This is a genomic window from Klebsiella sp. LTGPAF-6F, assembly GCF_001753185.1.
Lineage (GTDB): Bacteria > Pseudomonadota > Gammaproteobacteria > Enterobacterales > Enterobacteriaceae > Klebsiella > Klebsiella michiganensis.
Genome location: NZ_CP017450.1, coordinates 420,432 through 442,521, shown reverse-complemented (window position 1 = coordinate 442,521; position 22,090 = coordinate 420,432). Strand labels below are relative to the sequence as shown.

Annotated in this window: 21 protein-coding genes; 5 read left to right on the top strand and 16 right to left on the bottom strand. The window is 53.5% G+C overall.

From position 1 onward, the window contains the following. Window positions 1-57 precede the first annotated feature (57 nt). From BJF97_RS02075 to BJF97_RS02020, 12 genes are all read right to left on the bottom strand, one after another. Entirely contained in the window at window positions 58-549 is a 492-nt protein-coding gene (locus tag BJF97_RS02075) for an STY4534 family ICE replication protein (protein WP_007372582.1), read from the bottom strand. A gap of 632 nt (window positions 550-1,181) precedes the next feature. Beyond that, the gene (locus BJF97_RS02070; protein ID WP_044159002.1) at window positions 1,182-3,194 is read right to left on the bottom strand and encodes a DNA topoisomerase III; all 2,013 of its coding nucleotides are present in this window, start codon (window positions 3,192-3,194) and stop codon (window positions 1,182-1,184) included. A gap of 17 nt (window positions 3,195-3,211) precedes the next feature. Next, window positions 3,212-3,934, bottom strand: a complete 723-nt coding sequence (locus BJF97_RS02065) for a PFL_4669 family integrating conjugative element protein (protein WP_013095151.1) — start codon at window positions 3,932-3,934, stop codon at window positions 3,212-3,214. A gap of 246 nt (window positions 3,935-4,180) precedes the next feature. Next, complete coding sequence (locus BJF97_RS02060; RefSeq protein WP_013095150.1) at window positions 4,181-5,419, bottom strand: STY4528 family pathogenicity island replication protein; 1,239 nt, start codon at window positions 5,417-5,419, stop codon at window positions 4,181-4,183. A gap of 78 nt (window positions 5,420-5,497) precedes the next feature. After that, on the bottom strand, window positions 5,498-5,728 hold the full coding sequence (locus BJF97_RS02055) for a ParE family toxin-like protein (RefSeq protein ID WP_013095148.1): 231 nt from the start codon (window positions 5,726-5,728) through the stop codon (window positions 5,498-5,500). Continuing rightward, window positions 5,728-6,327: a DUF2857 domain-containing protein gene (locus BJF97_RS02050; protein WP_007372575.1), complete on the bottom strand. Its 600-nt coding sequence runs from the start codon at window positions 6,325-6,327 to the stop codon at window positions 5,728-5,730. Before BJF97_RS02050 ends, BJF97_RS02055 begins: the two co-directional genes overlap by 1 nt. Window positions 6,328-6,411: 84 nt before the next feature. Beyond that, entirely contained in the window at window positions 6,412-7,155 is a 744-nt protein-coding gene (locus BJF97_RS02045) for a DUF2786 domain-containing protein (protein ID WP_013095147.1), read from the bottom strand. Then, window positions 7,145-7,402 carry a TraR/DksA C4-type zinc finger protein gene (locus tag BJF97_RS02040; RefSeq protein WP_007372573.1) on the bottom strand — a complete coding sequence of 86 codons (258 nt, stop codon included), beginning with the start codon at window positions 7,400-7,402 and terminating at the stop codon, window positions 7,145-7,147. Before BJF97_RS02040 ends, BJF97_RS02045 begins: the two co-directional genes overlap by 11 nt. Continuing rightward, complete coding sequence (locus BJF97_RS02035) at window positions 7,395-9,101, bottom strand: ParB family protein (protein WP_007372572.1); 1,707 nt, start codon at window positions 9,099-9,101, stop codon at window positions 7,395-7,397. The genes BJF97_RS02040 and BJF97_RS02035 overlap by 8 nt, the downstream gene beginning before the upstream one ends. Further along, a complete protein-coding gene (dnaB-PI, locus tag BJF97_RS02030) occupies window positions 9,098-10,462 on the bottom strand; it encodes an SPI-7-type island replicative DNA helicase (protein WP_044158999.1) in 1,365 nt (454 codons plus the stop codon). Before dnaB-PI ends, BJF97_RS02035 begins: the two co-directional genes overlap by 4 nt. Next, on the bottom strand, window positions 10,455-11,339 hold the full coding sequence (locus BJF97_RS02025; RefSeq protein ID WP_013095145.1) for a ParA family protein: 885 nt from the start codon (window positions 11,337-11,339) through the stop codon (window positions 10,455-10,457). The genes dnaB-PI and BJF97_RS02025 overlap by 8 nt, the downstream gene beginning before the upstream one ends. Before the next feature lie 497 nt (window positions 11,340-11,836). Next, window positions 11,837-14,059, bottom strand: a complete 2,223-nt coding sequence (locus BJF97_RS02020) for a glycosyltransferase (RefSeq protein ID WP_049069774.1) — start codon at window positions 14,057-14,059, stop codon at window positions 11,837-11,839. Window positions 14,060-14,158: 99 nt separating this feature from the next. On the opposite strand from BJF97_RS02020, the gene BJF97_RS02015 reads away from it, so the two are divergent. Beyond that, the gene (locus tag BJF97_RS02015; protein WP_004097886.1) at window positions 14,159-14,968 is read left to right on the top strand and encodes a polysaccharide pyruvyl transferase family protein; all 810 of its coding nucleotides are present in this window, start codon (window positions 14,159-14,161) and stop codon (window positions 14,966-14,968) included. Window positions 14,969-15,002: 34 nt separating this feature from the next. Here BJF97_RS02015 and BJF97_RS02010 read toward each other — a convergent pair whose 3' ends face one another. Next, the gene (locus BJF97_RS02010) at window positions 15,003-15,638 is read right to left on the bottom strand and encodes a hypothetical protein (RefSeq protein WP_223226774.1); all 636 of its coding nucleotides are present in this window, start codon (window positions 15,636-15,638) and stop codon (window positions 15,003-15,005) included. A gap of 254 nt (window positions 15,639-15,892) precedes the next feature. Beyond that, window positions 15,893-16,480 (bottom strand): NAD(P)H-dependent oxidoreductase, encoded by a 588-nt coding sequence (locus BJF97_RS02005; protein ID WP_014837165.1) that lies wholly within the window; start codon window positions 16,478-16,480, stop codon window positions 15,893-15,895. Between the two features lie 115 nt (window positions 16,481-16,595). Here BJF97_RS02005 and BJF97_RS02000 point away from each other — a divergent pair, with 115 nt between their 5' ends. Next, window positions 16,596-17,192: a TetR/AcrR family transcriptional regulator gene (locus BJF97_RS02000; RefSeq protein WP_014227589.1), complete on the top strand. Its 597-nt coding sequence runs from the start codon at window positions 16,596-16,598 to the stop codon at window positions 17,190-17,192. A 33-nt stretch (window positions 17,193-17,225) separates the two neighbouring features. On the opposite strand, the gene BJF97_RS01995 is transcribed toward BJF97_RS02000, so the two are convergent. Next, a complete protein-coding gene (locus tag BJF97_RS01995; RefSeq protein WP_014837164.1) occupies window positions 17,226-18,008 on the bottom strand; it encodes a DsbA family protein in 783 nt (260 codons plus the stop codon). 223 nt (window positions 18,009-18,231) lie between these two features. On the opposite strand from BJF97_RS01995, the gene BJF97_RS01990 reads away from it, so the two are divergent. The 3 genes from BJF97_RS01990 (at window position 18,232) to cbpM (ending at window position 20,288) form a co-directional block, all read left to right on the top strand. Beyond that, window positions 18,232-18,912 (top strand): TerC family protein, encoded by a 681-nt coding sequence (locus BJF97_RS01990; RefSeq protein ID WP_032695093.1) that lies wholly within the window; start codon window positions 18,232-18,234, stop codon window positions 18,910-18,912. Window positions 18,913-19,062: 150 nt separating this feature from the next. Next, window positions 19,063-19,983, top strand: coding sequence for a curved DNA-binding protein (cbpA, locus tag BJF97_RS01985; protein WP_014227587.1), 921 nt, complete (start codon window positions 19,063-19,065; stop codon window positions 19,981-19,983). Beyond that, window positions 19,983-20,288 carry a chaperone modulator CbpM gene (gene cbpM, locus BJF97_RS01980; RefSeq protein WP_004097873.1) on the top strand — a complete coding sequence of 102 codons (306 nt, stop codon included), beginning with the start codon at window positions 19,983-19,985 and terminating at the stop codon, window positions 20,286-20,288. The genes cbpA and cbpM overlap by 1 nt, the downstream gene beginning before the upstream one ends. Window positions 20,289-20,434: 146 nt before the next feature. Here cbpM and proP read toward each other — a convergent pair whose 3' ends face one another. Continuing rightward, window positions 20,435-21,937, bottom strand: coding sequence for a glycine betaine/L-proline transporter ProP (proP, locus tag BJF97_RS01975; protein ID WP_025107668.1), 1,503 nt, complete (start codon window positions 21,935-21,937; stop codon window positions 20,435-20,437). Between the last annotated feature and the right edge of the window lie 153 nt (window positions 21,938-22,090).

Here is a 22,090-nt window from a genome sequence, read left to right as displayed (position 1 = left end):
ATGGTGTTGAGAGGAGCACACCCACCGGGGTGTGTTCCGGTGGTGTGTCCGTGACGCTTAGAACGAATTCGGATCGTACTCTTTCTGAGCCGATGAACCGGATTCCGGCGTCTGGGAAGCATTGGGTGCCTGATAAACGACGTCCTGACCTTTCTTGATAAACTCCACCTTAATCAGGCGGGCTTTCAGGGAAGGGCGACTTTCACCGGCGTGATCACCCGTCTGCAGGGTAAACACATCGGCTTTCAGCCCGCTCAGCACAAAGCCAATCAGCACTTTTTCTTCTTCATCAACGGCTTTCTGACAGCGGTTGATGAGTTTGGTGGTCTCCGCACCCGCGATGGTGACATCGAAACGGGTATAAGATGCATTGTCTGTCGGACCGGTGAGGGCATTGATAACGGCGCAGGTGAATTCACCATTACCACCCTGTACACGGCGTATCGAGCTGAGATACCCGATACCATTGACGTTGAGGTTGAAAAACTCTTTTTTCTGGGAGGCAGAAGCAGAGCCGGTTGAAGCAGGGGTAGTGGTAGTTGCAGTCATGATGGTTTCTCCGGAGTAAAACTGAACGGGTTGCGGAGAAACATCTGTCCCGTACGGGAAGTGTTTCCCGCAGGGAGGTCAGCAAGGTTTGCCGACTGGCTGTAATGGTGAAATGGACCTTAACCTGGTTATCAGGTCCCTGTTTGCAAAGGTTAAACAGGTTTGAACCACCCGAAGGCGCCACTCTCAGGTTAATGTGGCATTGGCATGTGATTACCCGAAGGCGCCTGTCTCAAATCACCCAGGCATTGGCAGTTGTCGGAACGACAACGATTAGCCTCTTTATCATTCATTCAGACGCCACGGATGTCAACGCCGCAGCGTGCAAAAAATCATCAGCACACAAAAATAAAAAAAGCGGTGCCGTGCGACACCGCCTTCTGAGGTCTGCACCATCGACCTGAGGTAAACCTGCTTATCGCAGTGGCTCCGCTGGCTGAAAGGGCCCGGCACAGGTTTCACGGAGTTTTTGTGCCTTACCGTCTCCCGTTCAGGTGTGGACGGGGCCGGCCAGACTGTATTCCGGCAGCACATGCATTAGATGCTGACGAAACCCGCAGTCACGGGGTGCGGCTTCAGAGCCGGGGTCACAATAGCAGAGCCCACAACGCCCCGCAATCGGATACAGAGGATTAATTCTTCTTTGATTCAGGAGACTTAGCCCTGCGCGGTCGTTTCTTTCTGGTGCCCCCGATGTTGATGACACCTTTGCATTCCGGCCAGCGCTGGCAGCTCCAGAATTCCCCTTTCTCTCCCCTGCGCAGACGGGTTTTTCCCCCGCAGAGCGGGCAGGCGGGCGTGGGCGGAACCCGGATACGCACCTGCTGCTGTGTGCCCTGACTGACCAGGTTACGCGTCCAGCCAGTCTGCCGCTGCAGGAAGTCGTCGAGTGACATACGCCCGGCGGCGACCTCATCCAGCGCCTGTTCCCACAGCGCCGTCATGCCCGGTTCGGTCAGTTGCGGCGGCAGGGCATCAATCACATCGGCACCCAGTTCGGTCGCCATGATTTTACTGCCTTTACGCACGATAAAGTGACGGTTCAGCAGTTGCTCAACAATACCGGCGCGGGTGGCTTCGGTGCCCAGTCCCGCGTTGTCTTTCAGCACCTTGCGCAGCGCGACGTCGGTGACAAATGCTGCCGCGTTCATCATGGCGCCAATCAGCGTGGCAAAGGTATAGTGCGCCGGCGGACGGGTCATCAGTTGCACCACCTCAGCCCCCGTCACCGCGCAGCGGTCATTCTGCGCCAGCGGCGGCAGGGCAATGTCTGCTTCATCGCCGTCATCAACTTCATTATCACCAGCGTTCTCAAACAGAACCTTCCAGCCCTTTATCACCTCCGTTCGCCCGGTGGCACGGAACAGCTGCCCGCCAGTGTCGAACTGCAGCCGTGTGAAATCGGACTCATGCAGGGGGAGGAACTGGGCCAGATAGTTACGGCGGATGAGCATATAGACGTTACGCTCGGTCTCCGTCAGCGCGGACAGCTGAAACGCATTGCGGGTGGGGATAATGCCGTGGTGTGCCGTAATTTTTTTGTCGTTCCAGATGCGCGAGACAAATGTTCTGTCGAGGCGAGCCAGCACCGGCGCACATTCCGGGTCGGTACGGCCGATGGCATCAAGCACACCGGAAATCTCCTCCCGCATCGATTCCGGCAGGTAACCGCAGTCGGTACGGGGGTAGGTCGTGGCCTTGTGCTTTTCATACAGGCTCTGGGCAGTATCAAGCACCTGCTGCGGGGACATATCCCACAGCCTGCCACAGGCCTGCTGCAGGGACCCGAGGGAAAACGCCAGTGGCGCGGCGGCTTTTTCACGCTTAGTGTCACATTCGGTCACCACGGCGTGACCTGTCTGCCGGCAGAGCTGTGCCACCTGCTGCGCGATGTTCTGGTGAACACAGCGCTTTTCCTCGTCGGTATACACCTTCGCCGGCACCCACTGCGCCGGAAAGGTGAGGTCACCGGCGGAAATAAGCGCTTTAACCTGCCAGAACGGTTTCGGCACAAATGCTGCGATTTCCCGGTCCCGTCGGACAACCAGCGCCAGCGTTGGCGTCTGAACACGCCCCACGGAGACCACGCCATCAAAACCGGACTCCGCTGCGCGCAGGGTATAAAGACGGGAGAGGTTCATACCTATCAGCCAGTCGGCCCGGGCACGCCCCAGTCCGGCGTGATACATCCCGAGCGTGGCCTGACCGGGACGCAGGTCCTGAAGCGCCGCGCGGATACTGAGTTCATCCAGCGCAGACAGCCAGAGCCGCTGCACCGGACCTTCCCAGCGGCAGTATTCCAGCAGCTCACGCGCAATGACCTCCCCCTCCCGATCTGCATCAGTGGCAATAACCACATCGTCAACCTGTCGCAGCAGCCGCTCGATGACTTTGAACTGATCCTGCGTCTCTTTTTTGACCACAACCCGCCAGGGGGCAGGCAGGATCGGCAGTGCCGAAAGTGACCACGGTTTACCGTATTGCTGACCGTACGCCTCGGGCGGTGCGGTTTCCAGCAGGTGCCCCACTGCCCAGGTGACGGTGACTCCGCTGCCGGTCAGAAAGCCGTCACCGCGCCGGGTGGCACCGAGAACCCCGGCCAGATCGCGCCCCTGCGAGGGTTTTTCACAGATAAATAGCCGCATGACCAGCCTCCGGCTACTCAGACTGTCTGATAACGCAGGCGCAGCAGGTTCACGCTCGCTTCATTAACTGGAGGGGAAAATGCGGAACGTTTTTCTCCGAGCAGCACGGCACGATCGGGCTCACCCGCTTCCTGACAGGCCTTCTGCCAGACTTCATTATTCTCTGCTGCATCCAGGCGTGTCGCATCCACCCTGCGGTAAGAAAGAACCGTCCCGTAAATCTGACGCAAAAGTCGCCCACCTTCACTGAGATAATTATCCCGGCCATTACGGGTAATCAGCCCGTAATGTGACGCCTGAAGAACCTTCTTGGCAAACTGGTCAAACCCGACCAGCAGAAACACACACCGGTATCCCAGAGGAGTACGCGTAAACACATGAATATCGAGTGGTTCGACCGAAGTAACTTCTGTCAGCGTAATACCTGCTGGAAGCATACTCATCTCTTCATCCAGTTGCTTAATAAGCCCGGTCATCGTCTCTGTTGCAGATCTCAGCTTTTCCTCCAGACGGTACATGGCTTCATCTGCCCACGGATTATTATTCAGGGAGTCCTGGTTAATCAGTGTTGCACGCACGAAGAACTGAGGCATCCCGATGATGCCGTGTTTAACAGGAGTATTGTCTTCCTGTTTCTCCCGTTTGCGACCCAGCCACAAACCAATTGCATAATTGGTATGGAGCGCAATTGTCATTTCTGACTGAAGCGAGCCTGTCTTTGTTACCTGTTTATCTGCCATCGTTGTCGTCACCTGTATTCAGTTAAGAAGAGCTCGCATAGTCCTGAATCACACGCATGACCAACAATGTGAAACTCATAATCAGCGACAGGAAATTATCCTTTGTACGTTTTTTAATCTTGTTGCCACTGGCAACAAGGTCACTTTTTAATCAAAGCTAAGGACCACTTTTAGCATGCCTGTCATGAATCGCTCAAAAAACATACTTGTTGCCAGTGGCAACAAGCTCAAATTTTAACCAGTGATTTATCTGCCAACATTCTGTCGTATGCTCTCGATCATCGCCCTGACCTCATCGCGGGAAGGCCGTCTGGCAGGCTGCACGGGGATGATCGCCGCCGGTACAGCACGCGTACCGGTTGTCGGTGGATTGTTGCTGCCGGAGCCGGCAGGGGCAGGTGCTGCTGCTTCCGGCAGGTTCAGCTCACCGCTGCGGGCACGCCGCAGCATCGTGAACAGCCAGCCCACCGGGTTATTCAGCCTGCCAAGCCGCAGTTGCTCACGCAGCATGTCAGCCAGCGTCTTTGCCACCGCCTCAGGCAGTGAGGCCATCTGTGTGGTCAGCATCTGCCGGTCATCGCTGTTCAGTCCGTTCACAAAATCGTCAGGCAGAAAATGTTCCCCGCCCGGTACGTACGTTTTTTTATTCACACTCTGTGTGAAAGAACGTACGTTACAGTCCGGATTCCGGACTCCGGTGTAACTCGTTGATTTCAGACTGAGTCCTGATTCCGGACTCTGTGTTTTATCCACTGACGGGGTACTGAGTCCGTTTTCCGGACTCAGTGATTCCGGGATGTTTTTGGTGCTTTTTTGACTGAGTCCGGATTCCGGACTCCGGTTCACTGCCCGGCGATGACTGACCATCTGCCTGGGTGTGGACGGCGCGCTCAGGCGACTTTCGATAAGGGCCAGGCGACTGTGACGGTGACGCATTCCGGGGTCCTGAAGTATGTCATTCACCACGGCCAGCGCGGTCATGCGGACAGCTTTATTACGGCTAAGGCAACTCTCTTCAACCAGCTTAAGCCAGCCCGGATCGAAGGTTTCGGCGTCACGGTAACCCAGCGGCTCGTCATGCTGCGCGTAAATGTTGCCCCGCACACGCCCGCGGTCATCGCGTACCCGCTTACACAGGCTGAGCCAGCCGGTCAGGCGCAGCATCAGCAGGACGCGGCTGACCGTATCCCTCGATGCCTTCTCTGAATGCGCGGAGGCAAGCTGAACCTGCAGCTCATCGTAGGTCGGGAAGATGGCCCCTTCGTTCTGCTGGGCATAAAGCCTTATCATTACCCAGGCGGTTTTATCCAGCGGTGAAAGGCGTGTATCCAGAAACAGCCTGCGCGGGAACGCATCGTGCACGTTGCCCATGAACAGCAGCCCGCTGCGCTCCTGGCTGACATCGCCGGTATCGGTGCGCCGCTCAAGATTCTGCTGCATTCTGGCGAGCGTGTGCGCCACGATGCTGTCGGCGGGAATGGTCATTTTATGCTCTCCTCTTCAGCCTGAGACAGCACAGTGCCGGGATAAACCCGGCACTGTCTGGTCATCAGCGGCAGTCCGTTACCGCCGTATTTCACGGTTGTAGGTCTCATGGTCCATCAGCCACCACTGCCGGCAGCCATCCTTACTGAGAATGCGCCAGAACGGCCCCACGTCTATCTTGAGGTAGCCGTTCATGGTCAGCCGGCGGAACACCTTCTGTCCACCGCAGGCAGCGCGGAACAGCTGCTGCGCGCGGCGGCGTACTGCCGGTGACACCTGCTGCCGGGGGGAGAAATCACCCATTTCCATCACGCCTCCTTACGCACAGGTATTTCAGCCCGGCGGCCTGCGGCATTCGCCTCCCGACACCACTGGCAGACCCGGCTCCATACGGCCGTCAGTGAAAGCCCCAGTTGCTCGGCCGCCAGCATCATCGCCTCCAGCGCCTGATGGGAGTCCGGTGATGACAACCCTGCCGCTTTCCACTCGGCCCAGAGCGCGGCGTCCTGTGGCTCTGTCAGGGCCTGGGTTCGGCCCTGCCGGGATTCAATGCCCATCAGACGGCGGCGGGCGCTCACCTCCGAAGGAGACAGACCAAAATACCGGTCAATCAGCTCCATCGAACCGCCGAGCTCCAGTGCGCGGTCAATCATCATGAAGCGCTTCTGCTCATTGCGGGCCTGATTCAGCATCAGCCAGAAGTTTTCATGGTTCAGGGTGACATCGAGAACGGAAACATGTGACTGGCTGAGGTAATGCAGTTCATCAAGGCTCAGATGACTCAGCGCACGGATTTCCTCGACCGACATACCCAGTGACTCACAGCGGCGGATATTGCCGTTTTTGACGTCCATCAGCAGTGAGGACAGAATGGCCGTGGTGGCCTGAGAAAGATTATGCTGGCTCACAGGCCACCTCCTGATATCGCCCGGTCAGCGATGAGCAGAACATCAAAAAGCCAGCCCGACAGGCAGGCACTCCATAAAAGAACGTCAGTCATGTGCATGCCCTCCCGCCGTTATCTGCCGGGAAGCCTGTGCGCCACTGAGACCATGATGGAGGTCGATATCGCGACCTGCGAAAAAACCGGCCACCCGGGCCGTTCTGTCACCCCGGCATTTGCCTGCAGACCGGACCGCCATATCTTCCAGCGGCTCGCCTGCATGACGCCGGACCAGCCAGCGCTGCAGTACGGCGTTCTCTTCCCCCGAGGGTGCAAAGGACTGCAACACCTGCCAGACGCCGGATACCCAGCCCTCGCGGAACTGGTCTGCCCGGCGACGGCGCGTGCGCAGAAGAATGCGGCGCGTGCGATACCCGGACATATGTGCGTCTGTGGCGGCACGCAACTGCCGCTGGAGAACGGTATAGATGTAGAGCGCCACCTCCGGTCGTTCGCTGAATCCATAAAAGTGCAGTGAACGGCGCACGCTGCTCACGCCCTGTGGACTGACATGAACATGCCAGCCAAACCAGCAACGGCAGCCCGTGGCCATACAGACCACGGTTGCCAGCGAGCTCAGCCAGGCCGGCACCTTTTCTGCATCACTGGTCAGGCTGAAACAGACTGACTCACTGACATCACTGAGGGAAAGCATGTCCGGCGTCAGCCCGTGGCGCTGCATCAGCCGCTGTGCCAGCGCCACCGCACGCGCGGCTTCATGCGGGTTGCTGTTGCGGGTGCCCAGCGCCATCAGGCGCCGGATACGGGCAGTGATTTTTGCGTTATCCGACATGGCGCATCCCCCTGCCACCGTCGGCCCGGTGACGGTTTTTCATCTCTTTTACCTCCTGGCAACCGGCACAGAGCTCCACGCCCGGAACCGCAAGCTGACGGGCAACCGGAATAGCCGCACCGCAGCATTCGCAGAACGCTTTTGACGGTGTTGCAGAGTTTACCTTTGCCCGGATGGCATCGATGCCGTGCTGGATGAACAGAGCTGTACTGGCCTGGGCCATTTCATCATTCAGATCATCAGACATTTTCCCCTCCTTTCGCAGCGAGTCGCTGCAGTTCACGCAGACGGCGGATAACGCGGATAAGGCGCATTGTTTTCACGACCGTGATATCGTCGAATACGGCCATGTCAGCCGGTGACTGAGAACCGAAGAAATTCAGGCAGAACATAAACATATTGAACTGCCTGTTGGGGAGCGAGCCGGACAGGCCCGCCAGGAAGAGGACAAATTCGCTGCCGGTTTCGGAGACGGCAAAGCCTGCTGACTGAGGGTTTTTATCCTCCCGCACATTGTCCGCGCAGCCCATCGCCTCAGCAATCTCGAAGACAAGCCGGTAAGCCATATCCTGCAGGTGCTCAATATCATCCTGGAGGGCCGGGATGTGCCAGATATCACTGACGGGCTCAAGTCCGGTTGCGGCAAAGGCGACCGAACTGACGGACGCAGCCGGGGACGCATTCTCCTCGCCAAATGCTGACATCAGTGTGTCCGGGCTGAAATCAGGGAGAGAAATGCTGTCAGGGTCAGCCGTTTCGCCAGAAATGACCGGCCGTCCGCCAAACAGATCATTCTGTACTTCACGACGTGGTTCACTGCCGGCGGTCATCAGTGCGTTCACAGGCAATTCAGCATCTGCGGGCAGTTCCGGTGCCGGCTCAGGGCGTCCGGGTGTGGTCAGCGTGCCGCTGCGCAGTCCCGTGACCGGCGTTTCAGATGCAGTATCCGGAGGCAGGACAGTCACCTGCGGCTCCGGGGGTTCACGACCTGCCGCTTTTTCCTGTGGTGGCGTCAGTACGGGCAGCGGAGGCGGCTCACCAAACTGCTCACGGCGTTTCTGCTCGCGGGGGTCCAGTTCAATCATCCAGCGGTCATAGTTCAGGCTGGGATGTGGCAGCGCCTTAACCAGCTGACCGATAAACTCATCACGGAATGTCTCATATGCATAACTGTCAGGATCGTCAAACCCCTGGCAACTCGCCTCAAAGACCTGATCGAACGAACACTGCGGGGAGGACTCATGTGCGAACTGCGACCAGACCTTTCCTGCCTGGGAACGAATGCGCAGCAGTGACAGCACCTGCAGACGTGCCAGACCACTGTTGAGCAAGTTCGGGATGCAGGGCCAGAGATATTTTATGGTATCCTCCATCCTACTGATGGTTGAATAGTCAATAGGATAGCCTTCAAGGTTTAAAAGATCGGATAGTTCTCGCAGAGTCACTGGACGTCCCATCAGCTCTTCCTGAATGGCTCTGGCACTGTGTACACCAAACGCTTTATCTATGTAACTCAGGTCTCCTCTGACTTCGTTTTCTGCCAGGTGCCCGACCAGACATTTCAACCGTCCTGGCCAGGGTTTAAAAATAGTGTGAACGCGATAGAAACGCTCATCACCAGTCTCCTGCCACAGTTCGCAGAGGATCTGATACCGGGTGTTACCCCCGTCGCTGAAAATGTAAACGTCTTCGCCGTCCGGATCGCGTGTCACTTTCGGTACCTGGACCAACCCACAGGCCCTGATGGAAGCCTTGATTTCATCGAAATGTGGGTTACGGCTCTTGCGGGGGTTGTCCGGATTAGGGCGCAGTTGGTCAAGAGTGAGGACCATTGCCATCTCGCTGACTGGCAGGGGGACTGCGGCGGGAACCGCATCACCCTGAGCCGGGGTTTTGCCGCGCTGCAGCATGGCCGCGCCAAGATTAAGATTACGGACGTTGCTCATGCGCTCCTCCCCGGTCGGCCCGCGACGTCAGAAAAACGGGTAAAACGACCTTCATACTGCAGGCGGATCGTCCCCGTGGGTCCCTGGCGCTGTTTACTGATAATGATTTCAGCAATCCCTTTATCCTCGGTGTTTTCGTGATAGACCTCATCGCGATAAATAAAGACGATGACGTCAGCGTCCTGCTCCAGGGCACCGGAATCACGTAAATCACCGTTGTTGGGGCGCTTATCCGCGCGGCTTTCAAGCTGGCGGTTCAGCTGTGACAGTGCCACCACCGGACACATCATCTCTTTGGCCAGCGCTTTTAGTGACCTGGAGATTTCCGCAATTTCCTGCGTGCGGTTTTCCTGATCCGGGCACCGCATCAGTTGCAGGTAATCGAGCCCGATAATCGACGGGTGACCGTAGCGGCGGGCATTGCGCCGGGCGCGGATACGCAGCATCGCCGGCGTCAGTGAGCCGGTATCATCAATGATGAGACTGTCGTTGAGATCACCCATCAGCAATGCCGACGCGTCTGTTGCACGAGCCCAGTCCTCATCATCCATCAGCCCGCTTTTAAGATGCGTGAGGTCAATACTGCCAAGCGACGCGAGCATACGCATCAGGATCTGTTCGGTGGGTTGCTCCATACTGTAAAGCTGCCCCTTTGAGCCGGATTTTTTCATCAATGAGTTCAGTAGCAGGCTAATGAGAAGCGCTGTTTTCCCCATCGAGGGACGAGCCGCAATAAGTACCAGGTCACCCGCCTGGAGACCACTGGTCATGGCATCAAGTTCTTCAAAACCTGTTGGCGTACCGGTAATACCGTCAGGCACATTGCATCGCCGCTCCAGTTCTGGCAGCAGCCTTTCCATCCCTTCAAGCAGCGTGACGCCCTGCTCTGGTTCAGCGCGCTCTGCCAGACGGGTAATTTTCTGCTCGGCGGTCTCCATCACCCTGTCAATATCGGTGCCAGGTGTCCTGACTGATTCGGTGATTTCAGCGCCAATGGAGGCCAGTTGCCTTGCCCGGCTGGTTCTGGCCACAATGTCACAGTACGCAACGATATTTGCCGCACTCGGGGTGTTTTTACTGAGCTCAGCCAGGTAGGCAAAACCACCTAGTTGTTCAAGGGCATCTTTACCGCGACTTTCGATACTCTCCGAGAGCGTAATCAGGTCAAGCGGCTTTCCTGCCGCAACCAGACGGGTCATTTCCTGATAGATAACTTTATGGACTTTCTGGAAAAAATCATCAGCACTCAGACGGAGTGCCACTTCATCCCAGCGGTCGTTATCCAGCATAAGACCCCCGATGACAGACTGTTCAGCATCAGGGGAATAAATCCCCGGTATATTTCTGCGATCGTCAGACACGCTCACCTCCCTTTGCCAGCGTATCGAAAAGGCTTACCCATTCAGGGAACAGTTCGCAGGCGAGGCCATGCATAGAATCAAATGCGGAATCGCTTTTACGGCTGGTTTTCTTCTCAAGGCGGTGCACTGGCTGACCTGCTGCATGCCCCTGCTTATAAACGTCCAGGTCATAAATGCGGGTCTGGAGCATATCGATGACGATCTTATCTGCATGCTGACTGTAATCGCCGCTTACTATGATGTTTTCGGCCTGTTCAACTGTGGTTTTCGCGAGCAGCGTATAATCCATACAATTAACCAGCATATGTATGCGTGGGAGACTGATACCAAAAGCCATATACGGGATCAGTTCTTCCATCAGAGCTACAGTTCCACGCATAAATTCACGAACATCCGGCAGAACAGGTTTAACCATCCCAATCATTTCGCCGGTAGCGGCCAGAATAATCAGTTCGGACATCACTGAACGTGAACCCTGTGAATCAATCAAAATGACGTCATACTGACTGAAAACCTGATTTGACAGTGCATTACGAAGACGCACGCGTCCGTCAGGAACATTGAGCATATAGGTAGGTAAAAGGTTTCGAGGGTCATTGGAGACGATGACATCAAGGTTATCGATCGTGGTGCGGGAAATAATATTTTCAGCTTTTGATAGGTCTACGGTCTGCATGAGCAGTTCGTATAGGCCGCAGGGTGCTTCATATGCTAACGGGTAGATACTGCTGGCGGTAGGCTGAGCATGGTCGCCGTCAATAATAAGGGTTTTTATGCCTGCATCGGCGAGAAAACCACCGAGATTAGCGGCCTGGGTTGATTTCCCCTCGCCACCTTTGGTAGAAACTACGGGTACAACTTTCGTTTTTGAATGCATTTCGTCACCTGAATAACATTATTCAGATGAGAACGATTGCTCACTTCACTGCTTTCCAAAAACACGGGGATTGAAAATCCCCGTGTCCTTGGTTCGATTCCGAGTCCGGGCACCACTTATTCAGAGAACCCAGCCTATGGCTGGGTTTTTGCTTTTCTGCGGCCGGACTCTCCATCGAACTCCGTTCGATTATTCGCCGCACAGCGGCTCACCCCTTCGGGGCCAGCGCGGCAAGCGCGCTGTTCAACGCCTGCGGCGTTAGTCCGAGTCCGGGCACCACTATTCAGAGAACCCAGCCTATGGCTGGGTTTTTGCTTTTCTGCGGCCGGACTCTTCATCGAACTCCGTTCGATTATTCGCCGCACAGCGGCTCACCCCTTCGGGGCCAGCGCGGCAAGCGCGCTGTTCAACGCCTGCGGGGTGAGCTGAGTGCGTCGAACAATTAAACTTCATTAAAACTCTTTTTTGCGGAGCCCTTTCGAGCTCCGCGGACGCTGCTATTTCAACAGGGATTTAACTTTTCTGCCCACCCGACGAACCAGACTTCTGCCTCTGTTGGCGCCCTGAACGTGAATGGCTTCATAAAGGGCATTAAAGCGGTCATGGGCCCAGCCATCTCTTTGCTGGGAAATAAGACCATCAATCTTATGATTTAAAAGCTGCAGTTCATTGCTGACAGAGTGGCCGCCATTGATGCTACGCAGTCGGCTCACCTCGCTCTCCAGTTCATGAATTTTTTCGAGGTAAGCAGGAATCAACCCCATCGCATAATTATATTTCACATTTTCATCCATAAATGGACGGAAACTACGATAGTTATTTTTGCTCTTATTTCCGCTTAACAACATTCCGGAGTTTGCTACTCTGTACCAAAACAGCGGTTCAGGAACGAGCTGCAATTTATAGCCTTGTAAGGAGACTTTCGCAAAAAACTCCCAATCTTCATGGCCTAAACCATAATCTTCAGTAAAGCCACCGATATTGTCGAAAGCTTCTTTGCGAATAAGGGCATTAGCATCGCCAAAGCAGTTGCTAAAGCTGGCGATATTTAAATCCGGGCCTAACGGCAGCCAGCAGTGCGTCATTTTACGGAACGGAGAAGGGAACTCTTCACCAAAAATAAGATCGCTTGGGGTGGTTAACACATCGGCCCCGGAGTTTAATGCTGCCGTGACAAATGTCTCAACCTCAAAAGGTTTAGCGACATTATCATCGTCCATAAACATCAGATATTCACCGGAGGCGTGTCGCGCAGCCAAATTTCGCGCTGCGCCCAGGTAGTTATTAGAACTACGGATGATTTTCCAGCCTCGAGCGTTAAAATCGTTCTCGATAAGGTTCAAATAACGATGAGATTCTTCTTTTGTACTTCCATCATCAACTAAAATGACTTCAATATTTTGATACGTCTGCGTTTTAATTGAGGCAAGTGCCTGCTGGAGCAAATGGTGGCGATCGAAATGAGTGATACACACGCTAACTAACGGGCGATTCAATTCATCTATTTTTTTGAAGACGCTGTTATCTTTTCGCTCAATAGCGGCAAACCACGCTGCCTGGATATTTTCCTGTGACTCAACCAGCCCAGGCTTGATATTTATATTCTTTAAGCGATAGTGGATTTTACCGTACAAATCAACCGGCGTTGGGGTAAACAGAACCTCAGCATGATGCTCTTGCGGAATCAGTTCTGGAATTCCTCCGACGTTTGAGGCGAGGAAGTTAACGTTATTAACCAGGCACTCATAAACTGTATACGGAGAGTTTTCAACGAGCGATGGGATGATGACTAATACATTTTTTCTTTTTATATATTCATTAGCATTAGTACGATCGTAATCGCTGATGATATTGACTGCCAGACCCAGATTTTTGGTCTGGTTCATGATATAGGTAAAGGAATCAATTTTACCCAGCGTGACATTCTTCCCGAGGAAGGTCACGCCAGAGATCGTCTCTTTGTCTTCGTCAGAGAGCTTTCTTAATGCGCGCAGGAAGATATCGAGCCCTTTACGGGTTTCAAGTCGGCCGAAAAATACAAGCTCAACGCCTGAAGCGGGTGTTTCATTTGTTTTAACTGCAACATCACTTCTCGTCTCAAACCCTTGAAATGGCTCGCAATTTAAAATGACGTGGCGTTCTTCAGGAACATTCCAGTGTTTACTCAACATCCAGTCAATTAAATACTGAGAAGGACTAACGACTTCATCAGCCATCTCAACAACCATTTTCTCCATATAATAGAGTTCAAGATGATTCTGATCATATGGAAGCTGGTAATTACCTTCATCAGCCCATAATGTTGAGCTATGAGTATTGACAATGAATTTTGTATTTTCAAAATCAGTGCCATTCTTTTTACTTAATAAAGCGTAATACAGATCTGCCTGCCACTCACAAGAAATAATAGTGTCGTAGACATTATTTTCTTTCAGCCAGAGTAAAATTGAGTAACTTTTTCTTCTAAAATAAGGCGCATCAATATTAATCTCTTTTACCAGACCGGTACTTAGCAGATTAATACCAAAGGTGCTATAAATACGTGACCAATCGCTAAAAGTTGATGCAGAAGACTCCGAATAGTCACCACATGTATACAATACATCGACATCATAACCCTTTTTTGCCAAAGTAGTGGCAAGGGCAGTGAAAGCAGTACCAATGCCGCCGTTACGGACAGGCCCCTCTATGTCCGGCGTCATTATAAGAACTTTTTTCATTGTGATCTTTCCTTAGTAACCTAGACTTTTCTATAATAATGAGTGAGTTGAAGTAATATTAAGATAGCAATCAATAGCTTCTGTTAAACAGGATAAAAAATGACCAGTGCAGAGTTAAAATTTGATTTATTTCTAAAATCCTATCATCCATCTCATCGATTTGTCTATAAGGCAAACCCCGGTAACGCGGGTGATGGCGTGATTGCATCGGCAACGTACGATTTTTTCGAACGAAATGCGCTTACCTATGTTCCTTACAGGGCCGATGAGCGCTACAGCGCTGATACTGATATTTTAATTTTTGGTGGCGGAGGAAACCTCATAGAAGGACTGTATGCTGAGGGCCGCGATTTTATTCAAAGTAATATTCACAAATTTCACAAAACGATCATTATGCCTTCGACCATCAGAGGGTATAGCGATTTATTCACTAATAATATAGATAAGTTAGTTGTCTTTTGCCGAGAAAATACCACTTTCGATTATATAAAATCTCTCAGCTATGAGCCAAATAAGAACGTATTCATTGCTGATGACATGGCATTTTATCTCGATCTTAGCCAGTACCTGTCTCTTAAACCTGCCTATAAACAACAGGCAAACTGTTTCAGAACAGATTCAGAGTCTCTGACAGGAGAACATAAAGAAAACAATCATGATATTTCGCTCACGTGGAATGGCGACTATTGGGATAATGAATTTCTGGCACGAAACTCTACCCGCTGCATGATCAACTTTCTTGAAGAGTATAAAGTTGTAAATACCGACAGACTTCATGTGGCAATTTTAGCCTCCCTGCTGGGAAAAGAAGTCAATTTCTACCCTAACTCATACTACAAGAATGAAGCCGTTTATAATTACTCGCTGTTAAATCATTACCCAAAAACGTGCTTTATTACTACCAGCTAAAAAATGCAGCGTATATTAATACGCTGCTAAAAATTCACATAATCTTTACAGCATTATCAATTATTGCCTGCCAGCCTTCACGCGAGTATTCATTTGCCCGGCTATAGTCGGCAAATCTATCGATTGCACCAATAAAAAGATTATCAGTCACTTTCTTGATTTCACCTGGAGCTGAAGTTTCAACGTTACTTTTCACGTAAAGTATTTTACTGTTACCGTGCTTCTTAAACTCTTTTGCTAAAGCGGATACTATATCATCAAGATTATTGCCATTGCTTTTTACGACAAAAATTTTATTGTCATCAACAAGGCTTTTCTTAAATTTGCTTATCAGGTAAGTAATCTTCTCTACTTCTTTTTTATAAATAAGATCATTTTCCTGTGCAGAATAACGCCAGACCCAGCTATCATTTTTATTATCGCTATACATTTCAGTATGAAAACAAATATCATACTGCTGATCAAGCACCATATCCTGCCAGGATGGGGTCAGGTTTTCATAGACATACAAACCAGCAAAATCAGATTCTATTAGTTTTAGAAGAGCATGATAGTTTTTTATTAAAGTCCAACGAAACAAGCTGCCTTCATCATAACCTGACTCTCTGAGAAAGAAAGCAAACTCACAATTATCACCGAGACTTTCGAAACGCTGTAATTTATTCATCATTATTTTCCAGAAGGGGAACCGAAGGATTATACAATAAGGTACCTCTGGCTAACACCAAAAATGTCGTCAGATGCCGTCCGCGCAGGGCAACATAACGCGATGAAAACATGGCATATCAGCATGACGCCCCCTCGTGGGATTATCGCGCGTTCTGTACCGATATGATGCACATAAGCCATTGATAATATTTTTTTTCAGGCCGGGCCCGGATAAAGCCGCCCGGCGGAAACCCAGGCTCGGGAGCGAAGCGAGCCTCAGACAAACATCTTTCTTCCCAGCTGGCGCCCCGCCTCCAGATGCGCCTCCGCCGTTTTCAGGTCAGGCAACAGCAGCATCTGCGAACTGGCTACCGTCGCCCCGCAGTAATCAAAAATCCCGTGGACAATCTGCGCATGAAAAGCATCGGTAAACCCGTGCTTGTCATACGTTTGTTGACTCGCTGCGCCTAATGCCACCAGATGCACCCGCAGGCGGCCCAGCTTCTTCACGACATCGCCGTCGGCGGTCTCCTCATAGGCCCAGCCGTTTGAAAACACGCGGTCAACCCAGCCCTTTAACAGCCCAGGCATCGACCACCAGTAAACGGGAAAAACCAGCACCAGCGCGTCGGCGTTATCAATTCTGGCCTGCTCGGCCATCACGTCGGGCGGCGTGTCGCCGGTTTGCAGAAATGCGGCGATATCCGGCTCGGCAAATACCGGGTTAAAGCCTTCCTGCGTTAAATCCGCTATGTCAGCCGTATGCTGCGGGCCGGATTCGGCAATTCCTTGCGCAATCGCCGTCGCTACGCTGTGAGTCAGCGACGTCTTGAGAGGATGAGAAACCACGATTAATGCATGCATGACGGATACCCCAGTTGCGCTATAACGATATTGGACGTAGTCTTATATACCAACAGTAACCTACTATTAGTAAGTTACCTTTAGTATATTAGTATGTCAACGGGAGAATGTTTCCATGTCTGAACCACTCGTACGTCAGCGTTTAACGCGAGAAGAGCGGCGCAAGCAGCTGATTGATGTCGCCTGGCATATTATTCGGCAAGAAGGGACCGATGCTCTGACGTTGGGTTATCTGGCGACGCAGGCGGGCGTGACTAAACCCGTGGTTTACGATCACTTTGACAGCCGTTCAGGGCTTTTCGCGATGCTTTATCGCGAATACGACCAACGCCAGACGGCGCGAATGGATGAGATACTGCGCAATACCGAACCGAATGCGGAGAAGCTGGCCTCGGCGATCGCCAACGCCTATATCGAGTGCGTGCTGCTTCAGGGGCGCGAGATGCCCAGCGTCATGGCCGCGCTGGCCGGGACGCCAGAGCTGGAGAAGATCAAACAAGAGTGCATCGCCACCTTTACCGGAAAATGTCGGGACTATTTTTCGCCGCTTTGCGAGAGTGAGAATCTCAGCGAGGCGGCCATTCTCGCCATGCTCGGCTCCGCCGACGGGCTATCGGCCGCGGTAGTGAACGGCGTCATCACGGAGCAGCAGGCTAAAGATGAGCTTTTTCAGGTGATTATGTCGATGCTGCAGCGCTGCTGTCATCGCTAAATCGCGCCCGCCGTCCGGCGGACGCGTTGATTATCAGCCGCCCGCTTTCTTGATCGCCGCATCCAGCGAGGCTTTATCCGCCAGCCCCGGGAATACGGTGATCGTCGCTTCCGTGGCGCCGGTAGTCGGCATCACGATAACGCCCGGCGTCCCGCTCAGGCCAATTTCCTGCGCCAGCTGATTGGTGCTTTCCAGTACCGGCTCAACGTCCGCCGCTTTCTTCGCGTCGAAATTCACTTTCTTCGCCTGCTGCTGGATGTCGGCAGCCGTCAGCTTGCCTTCGTTATGTCCGGTGGAATAGATCCCGTTATGGTAGGTCAGATAAGCCTCTGCGCCCTTCTGCTGATAAATCTGCAGGCCGGTTTTGGCCGCTTCAAGCGAGGTTTCCCAACGGCTGCCAAAGATCGGCCACTCTTTAAAGGCAAAGCGGGTCTGCGGGTTCTCTTTAATCACCTGCTCCATTACCGGCGCCAGACGACTGCAGTAAACGCACTGATAATCAAAGAATTCAATGACCGTAACTTTGCCCTCTTTCGGGCCGTAGGTTGGCGTATTTTTATCCTGGGTCAGCGCGGCCGCATTCTTCAGTACCGCCTGGGTCGCGGCGCTGGCCTGCTGCTGTTGCTGAATTTGCTGTAGCTTCTGGCTGGCCTGCAGCAGCACTTCCGGATGCGCGACTAAGTAATCCGCGGCGATTTTGCCAATACGGGCCTCTTGTTCAGGCGTAAAAGTCGGCGCATCAGCAGCGGTCGCCATAAGCGGAAACAGGGTAGCGCCGATAAAGGCAAATGTGAGTAAATTCTTATGGCCGGGCATGTAGTTAGTCCTTGCGATAGGTGAACGGCAGATGTATTTCTACGAACAAAATATCATCCTTTGCCTGCGAATCATTGCCGGACCATGCAATGATTGGTAACGATATTTTTCAATCACTCGCTGCGCGCGGTCTCTCTGTAAGGTGGCCAGAGTGCCCTAACGAGAGTACGCTTCGCCCCTGCGTTTTTCCGTAGGTTCTCTTTTTTGGTTCGATGAGTTGGGTATGAATGCGTTTTTCAGTCAGTGGGACGTGGCGGTTATTCTGCTGCAAATTATTGCTATCGATCTGTTATTGGGTGGCGACAACGCGGTGGTGATCGCGATGGCCTGCCGTAAACTGCCGCCTCAGCAGCGTACCAAAGCGATTATCATCGGTACCGCCGGCGCAATAGCGGCGCGCGTGCTGCTTTTAGCTATTGCGATCTATTTACTCTCATTGCCGTGGCTTAAAGTGGTCGGCGCGCTGATGCTACTGTGGATTGGCATCAAGCTGGTGACCAATCAGGAAGAAGAGAATGATGTCAGCAGCTCCAGCAGCCTGTGGCGTACCGCGGTCACCATTACCGTTGCCGATGTCATAATGTCGCTGGATAACGTGCTGGCGGTGGCCGCCGCCGGAAAAGGCCATCTGCTTCTGGTCGCGCTGGGCGTATTGATCAGCATTCCGATTATCGTCCTCGGCAGCAAGCTGGTGCTGGCTATCCTCAACCGCTTCCCGTCCGTGGTGATGCTGGGCGGTGCGCTCATCGGCTGGATAGCCGGTTCCATGATGGTGACCGATGTGACCATCGTTCATCTGTTCCCCAACGCGCCCGCCGCGCTCCCCGTGATGGGCGGAGCCATTGGCGCTGCCCTTGTGCTGCTGGAAGGGTTGCGCAGAAACCGCAGGCGCTCCAGCGAATAGCTGGCGTTCACGCTTGGCCGCCGTCAATCCCGACGGCGTCAAGTTTGCGCCATTTTTCCCCCACATCCGCCCTCATTTGCCCTACGCTTAGTAAAGACACCTGATCCAGGGATCTGTAACCATAATATTGCGCATAAATGAGATAACATCATGGAATTAAAGGATTATTATGCCATTTTAGGGGTTCAGCCAACGGACGATCTGAAAACCATTAAGACCGCCTATCGCCGTCTGGCACGTAAATACCACCCCGATGTCAGCAAAGAAAACGATGCCGAAGCCAAATTCAAAGATCTCGCCGAAGCCTGGGAAGTGCTTAAAGATGACCAGCGCCGCGCCGAATACGACCAGCTCTGGCAGCACCGTAACGATCCGCAGTTTGGCCGTCAGCAGCAGCATTCCCACGAGCAGAGCTATAGCCAGCAGGACTTCGACGACATCTTCTCCTCCATGTTTGGCCAGCAGGCGCACCATAGCCGCCGCCAGCACGGCGTCCGCGGTCATGACTTAGAGATAGAAGTCGCGGTATTCCTTGAGGAGACCCTGGCCGAGCAGACGCGCACCATCAGCTATAAGCTGCCGGTTTATAACGTCTTTGGCATGGTCGAAAGCGAAACGCCGAAAACCCTGAACGTGAAAATTCCCGCGGGCGTCGTCGACGGCCAGCGGATCCGCCTGAAAGGCCAGGGCACCCCCGGCGAAAATGGCGGCCCTAACGGCGACCTGTGGCTGGTGATTCATATCGCCCCGCATCCGCTGTTTGATATCGTCGGACACAACCTTGAAATCGTCCTGCCGCTGGCGCCGTGGGAAGCAGCGCTAGGCACCAGGGTCACTATCCCGACGCTGAAAGAGAGCATCCTGCTGACCATTCCGCCGGGCAGCCAGGCCGGTCAGCGGCTGCGGGTGAAGGGCAAAGGGCTGACCAGCAAAACCACCACCGGCGACCTGTATGCGGTGATAAAAATCGTCATGCCGCCAAAACCAGATGAGAAGAGCCGTGAGCTCTGGCAGCAGCTGGCGGATGCACAATCCAGCTTCGAGCCGCGTAAGACATGGGGGAAAGCCTGATGGCTAAGATAACAGTGACGTTCACGATTACCGAGTTTTGTCTCCACACCGGCCTTTCCGAAGAGGAGCTTAACGAGATTGTTGGCCTCGGCATGATCGAGCCGCGCCAGCCGCAGCGGGAAAACTGGCTGTTTGACGATAGCGCGGTGACCATCGTTCACCGCGCCGTACGCCTGCGCAAAGAGCTGGAGCTGGACTGGCCGGGCATCGCTGTGGCCTTAACGCTGCTGGACGAGAACGCGCGCCTGAGCCGCGAAAATCAAATTCTGCAGCAGCGGCTGGCGCGCTTTCTGACCCATAGCTAAGCCGTAGCCCGCTCTCTTCCTGTGGCACCGCCCGGTCCTTACCGGGCCTGGGCGGTCCGCGAATGACCTCAAGCCCGTAGCCGCTCAGGACATAAAAAATGCCGCCGGGGGAAGCCCGCGGCGGCATGAATTACTGGCAAAACGATTTAGTCGTTGATGCGCGGATGCTGCTGCACCAGACGAGAACGTTTTTCCTGCAGGTCGGCGATTTCCTGATCGATATCTTCGATTTTATGTTCGATGTTATCGTAGTGCTCGCCGAGAATTTCTTTCGCTTCCTGAATATCCGAAGCCGCTGGCGTCGCCCCTTTCAGCGGACGATTGGCGGTCTCTTTCATCGACAGGCCGGTAATCAGACCAATCAACGCCACCACCATCAGATAGTAAGCCGGCATCATCAGGTTCTGCGTGCTTTCCACCAGCCACGCCGCCAGAGTCGGCGTCAGACCGGCAATCAGCACCGAGATGTTAAAGGCGCTGGCCAGGGCGCTAAAGCGGATGTGGGTCGGGAACATCGCCGGCAGCGACGAGGCCATCACCCCGATAAAGCAGTTCAGCACCACCGCCAGCAACAGCAGACCGGCGAAAATCAGGCCAAGGACGTTACTGTTAATCATGATAAAGGCCGGAATCGACAGCCCGAACAGCGCCACGCTACCAATCAGGATGAACGGACGACGGCCAAAACGGTCGCTGAGCATACCGATAACCGGCTGAACGAACAGCATCCCGACCATGATGGCGATGATGATCAGCACCCCGTGGTCTTCAGAATAGTGCAGGTTATGCGACAGGTAGCTCGGCATGTAGGTCAGCAACATGTAGTAGGTCACGTTGGTGGAAATCACCAGACCGATACAGGTTAGCAGGCTACGCCAGTGTTTGGTCGCAATCTCTTTGAAAGAGACTTTCGGCCCATCCTGCAGGCCCTCGCGGTCGCCCTGCTCCATTTTATCAACGTGCTGCTGGAACGCCGGCGTCTCTTCCAGCGCATGACGCAGATAAAGTCCGATAATCCCTAACGGCAGCGCCAGGAAGAACGGAATACGCCAGCCCCAGTCGAGGAAGTTCTCTTCGCCCACCACGCTGGAAATCAGCACGACTACGCCCGCGCCCATGACAAAACCGGCTATCGAACCGAAGTCCAGCCAGCTGCCCATAAAGCCGCGTTTACGGTCAGGCGAGTACTCTGCAACAAAGATAGAGGCACCGGTATATTCGCCGCCCACCGAGAAGCCCTGCGCCATTTTACACAGCAGCAGCAGGATCGGCGCCCAGATACCAATCGTGGCATACGACGGAATAAGGCCGATACAGAATGTACTTATCGACATGATAACGATGGTTATCGCCAGAATCTTTTGTCGACCGTATTTATCGCCCAGCATCCCGAAGAACAGGCCGCCTAATGGACGAATTAAGAAGGGAACCGAGAAAGTACCGAGCGCGGCAATCATCTGCACGCTGGGGTTGGCATCGGGGAAAAAGACCTTACCAAGCGCATATGCAACAAAACCATATACCCCAAAATCGAACCATTCCATCGCGTTACCCAGCGACGCTGCGGTAATCGCTTTCTTCAGTTTGCTATCATCAATGATGGTCACATCCCGAAGCGTGATGGGTTTTACTTTTTTCCTTTTAAGCATAATTATCCTCTTTTGCTCTCGCCTTGAGCGCACGAATCTCCGCCGAATGACAAGGTCATTCGCGTCATGCGTTGGGAGCGGCGAATTGCTGTGCTCCACATTTCAAGCGTAGCAGGTTTGCCTGCACTGTCTGCTGACAGTCCGTACAACCGA